This is a genomic window from Acidovorax sp. (assembly GCF_046339755.1).
Taxonomy (GTDB): Bacteria; Pseudomonadota; Gammaproteobacteria; order Burkholderiales; family Burkholderiaceae_C; genus Acidovorax.
On sequence record NZ_JBKDTZ010000361.1, the window covers coordinates 1 to 3737 of the forward strand.

The 3737-nt window shown below is 68.9% G+C and carries 2 protein-coding genes and 1 pseudogene; 2 read left to right on the plus strand and 1 reads right to left on the minus strand.

All coding sequences use genetic code 11. The annotated features are described in order from the left end of the window. Positions 1 to 449: response regulator transcription factor (locus ACK59X_RS31230; RefSeq protein WP_409962803.1), on the minus strand; the 449-nt coding region annotated here is incomplete at its 3' end. 67 nt (positions 450 to 516) lie between these two features. Between ACK59X_RS31230 and ACK59X_RS31235 the strand changes: the two genes are divergently transcribed. Beyond that, a complete protein-coding gene (locus tag ACK59X_RS31235) occupies positions 517 to 2403 on the plus strand; it encodes a 7TM-DISM domain-containing protein (RefSeq protein ID WP_409962805.1) in 1887 nt (628 codons plus the stop codon). 245 nt (positions 2404 to 2648) lie between these two features. After that, positions 2649 to 3737: pseudogene (locus ACK59X_RS31240) on the plus strand (hypothetical protein); the annotation flags it as partial.

Consider the following 3737-nt stretch of genomic DNA (forward strand, 5'->3'; position numbering starts at 1 on the left):
GCCCCCGTGAGTGCCACGGCCAGGCCGTTGGGCGCCATCAGCTGCCGTCTGCCCGGGGCGATGCGCCAGCCGGTGACAGACAGCCGCGATGCCAGGCGCTCGATCACCGCCTGCAGCTCACGCGGCTCCACCGGCTTGACCAGGTAGGCATCGGCACCCGCGCCCAGGCCGTCGATGCGGTCGTCGAGCTGACCGCGCGCGGTGGCCATCACCAGGCCCACCGACTGCCCGCTGTGCGCGCGCACCCAGCGGGCGGCGTCCATGCCGTCGCCATCGGGCAGGCCCAGGTCGAGCACCACCACATGCCAGAGCGCCGCGCGCAGGCTGGCCTGCATTGCGCTGATGCTGCCCACGCCCTGCGCGTGGAAGCCTTTGAATTGCAGATAATCCACCAGCTCCAGCCGCAGGTCGGGGGCATCTTCAACGATGAGAACGTGGATCTTGGGCATGCTGTGGTTTCTGACGTCATGGCCGCGCCGATGGCTGCGCACCGCAGGGCCCTGGCTGGTATTGTGCATGCTCTGCTCAGCGGCCCAGGCCGCAGGGACCCAGGCCGGCCTGCCGCCGGCCCTCACGGTACAGGGCCGCACGGCGCTCGACCTCACAGGCTACCTTGCCGTGCTGCGCGACCCCGGCGGCCAACTCACCGTGGACGAGGTCAGCCGTTTGCCCACCCTGGCCGGCCCGGCGGGGCAACCGGCCTTCACCCCCCAGCACCGCTCGCTGGCGCTGGGCTACAGCACCGATGCCATCTGGCTGCGCTTCACCCTCCAGCCGCGCCCTGGCGACAGCGCCCCGTGGTGGCTGGTCGCATCACCCCCCTTCCAGGACCGGCTGGACCTGTACGCGCCCAACGGCCGGGGCGGCTTCGACGCCGTGCGCGCAGGCGATACCGTGCCCGCCACGCAGCGCCCCTTGCAGTTGCGCGAAACCGTATTCCCGCTGGCGCCTGCGTCCACCGGCACCACCTACCACCTGCGCTGGCAGAGCAGCAGCACGCTGGCCATGCAGCTGCATGTGCTGGCACCCGCCACCTACATCGAGCGCGAGGTGCTGGAGATCGCGCGCCACGGGCTGTTCCTGGGCTTGCTGCTGACGCCCGTGCTCACCACGCTGATCTGTGCGCTGTGGCTGCGGCAGGATTTTTTCTTCGTCGCCACGGCCTACCTGGTGCTGCTGGGGGCCACGCAGATGGCCCTCAACGGCTACGACCTGTTCCTGGTGGACACCTACCTGCCCCAGGCGCGCAGCCTGCTGGCCAACCAGCCCATCGGCTGGCTCAGTTGCCTGCTGCCCGCCGCGCATGGTGGGTTCGCCCTGTCCTACCTCAAACCCTACCCGCACATGCCCCGGTGGACGCGCGCCCTGCAAGCCGTTTCGGTGCTGTACCTGCTGTGCGCGGCTGCCACGCTGTGGGTCGACTGGGTGCATCTTGCGCCCTGGGTGTTCGGCCTGCTGCCCGCCTTCGTGCTGCTGCTGGTGGGCCTGTTCGTGGGCATGCTGCGCCACCGCCGCCAGCCCGCCCTGCTCATGCTGGCCATGTTCCTCCCGGGTCTGGTGGCGGCGGTATTGCAAGGCGCGCGCAACCTGGGCTGGCTGCCCCTGGGCTTCTGGACCTCGGGCCTGTGGGAGACCACCACCTTCCTGCAGGTGCCGTTCTCGATGGTGGTGGTGCTGTTGCGCATGCGCGAGGTGCAGCACCAGTTGCTGGCCGCGCACGAGCGCGAGCGCAGCCGCCGCCGGTTCGCGCGGGTGGTGGCGCACGAGCTGCGCACTCCGCTGGCCGTGGCGCGCACCGCCCTGGCCAACCTGCAAGAACGCGCACTGCCCGTGCAACCCGGCATGCAGCCGCGCTTTGAGCGCATGCGCGCCGCGCTGGCACGGCTCAACACCCTGGTCGACAACGCGCTGGCCGAAGACCGCCTGGGCAGCGATGCCATCGTGCTGGAGCGCGAACCCGTCACCCCCGCACAGCTGCTTGCCCAGGCGCAGGCGCTGAGCACCGCCGACGAGCGCCACCCCTTGCACCTGCACGCCCCGCCCGAGGGCGGACGCCCCTGTGCGCTGGACCGCCAGTGGCTGGGGCTGGCGCTGGCCAACCTGATCGACAACGCCATCAAGTACAGCCCCGAGGGCGGCCCCATCGAGGTTTCCATCGAGCAGACCGCCACGGAGACCGCCATCCACGTCAGCGACCGGGGCATGGGTATCGCACCCGGCGACCTGCCCCATGTGTTCGGCATGGGCTACCGCACGCCCGCCGCGCTGCTCGCCACGGGCATCCAGGGCACGGGCATGGGTCTGTACCTGGTGCAGCAGGTGGCGCACCTGCATGGGGGCACCGCGTGCGCCGGGAACCGGGCCGGCGGCGGCAGCCGGTTCAGCCTGCACCTGCCTGGATAGGCGGGCGCCACGGCGGGGGTGTATCTGCGGCGCATCGCCCACGCCGGTCTGCAAGATTTCTCAAGACAGCTCGCAGGCGATTTCCGCTACAAACAAATCACGTTTCTTTTGGATGCAATGGATACATCTTGAACCATCTGGTCGCCAGACCAGTGGGGCAGACGGTCCTTGTTCAACTGCCACGCAGCATGCCGCGGATGCTCTGCTGCGCCTTCCTTGCCCTACCTCACCGACACGGCCACCGCATGACCACGACGATTCTCCAGAAATTCGACACCGCCGCCGCGCTCTCCGACAACTTCAACAAGTCCACCGGCGGCAACTCCAACGCCGGCTCGTTCGCTTGGGGTTCGGGCGTGGGCATCGAAGGCGGGGCCGGCATCACGGTCCCCACCGGTTCCGACGAGATCTGGACCACCAAGCAGGCCTACACCGTCGCCGCCGACGGCACCTACAAGCTCGGCGTGCTGTACAAGAACTCGGCCAACTCCGGCTACGGCTCCCTGGGCTTCACCACCACCGACCAAAATGCCGCCAGTAGCGGCAGCGCCACGCCGGCAGAGTCGTCCATCGGCATCTCCTTCCATGGGGGTGGCGGCAACTGGGTCAACAACACCGTTGGCGGCGCATTGAGCTGGACCGGTGGAGACACCATCATCTCGCCCCCCACCTGGTACTACTACGAGCTGCTGATCGAAGCCAAGGGGTCCAACCAATACGACCTGACGTTCAAGATCTACAACGTCAACCAGACGAGCGGCGCCATCACCAGCACCAAGACCACCCATACCACCACGGTGACCAACGCCAGCGTGGGCTCGGCCGCGCAGCTGCATGTGTTCTTCGGGGCCGAGGGCCAGCGCATGAACGCGATGGACAACTTCAACATCGAGATCGGCGGCAGCGCCACCGTGGTGGGCTCGCAGACGGGCGGCACCACGCCGGGGGACACCACCGCCCCCACGGTCACCAGCAGCAGCGCCAGCTACGAGGCCGCCACCCAGACGCTGACCCTGAACGGCAGCAACTTCGCCACGCTGCATGAGCCCGGTGAAGATGCCACGACCGACGTCAAGGCACGCCTGGACTGGAGCAAGCTCTCGTGGGACATCAACGCCGACAATGCCACGACGGCCGATGTGTCCTTCACGCTGGCCGACATCGCGTCGGCCAAGGTGGTCAACGGCACCACGCTGAGCATCGTGCTCAGCGGCGCCAAGGCTTCGGCGCTGCAGGGCGCGGCAGGCTATGGCGCCACGGGCGGCGCCGATACGCTGGACATCGGCGCCGGCTTCGCCCGCGACGTGGCCGGCAATGTGGCGACCACCGATGCC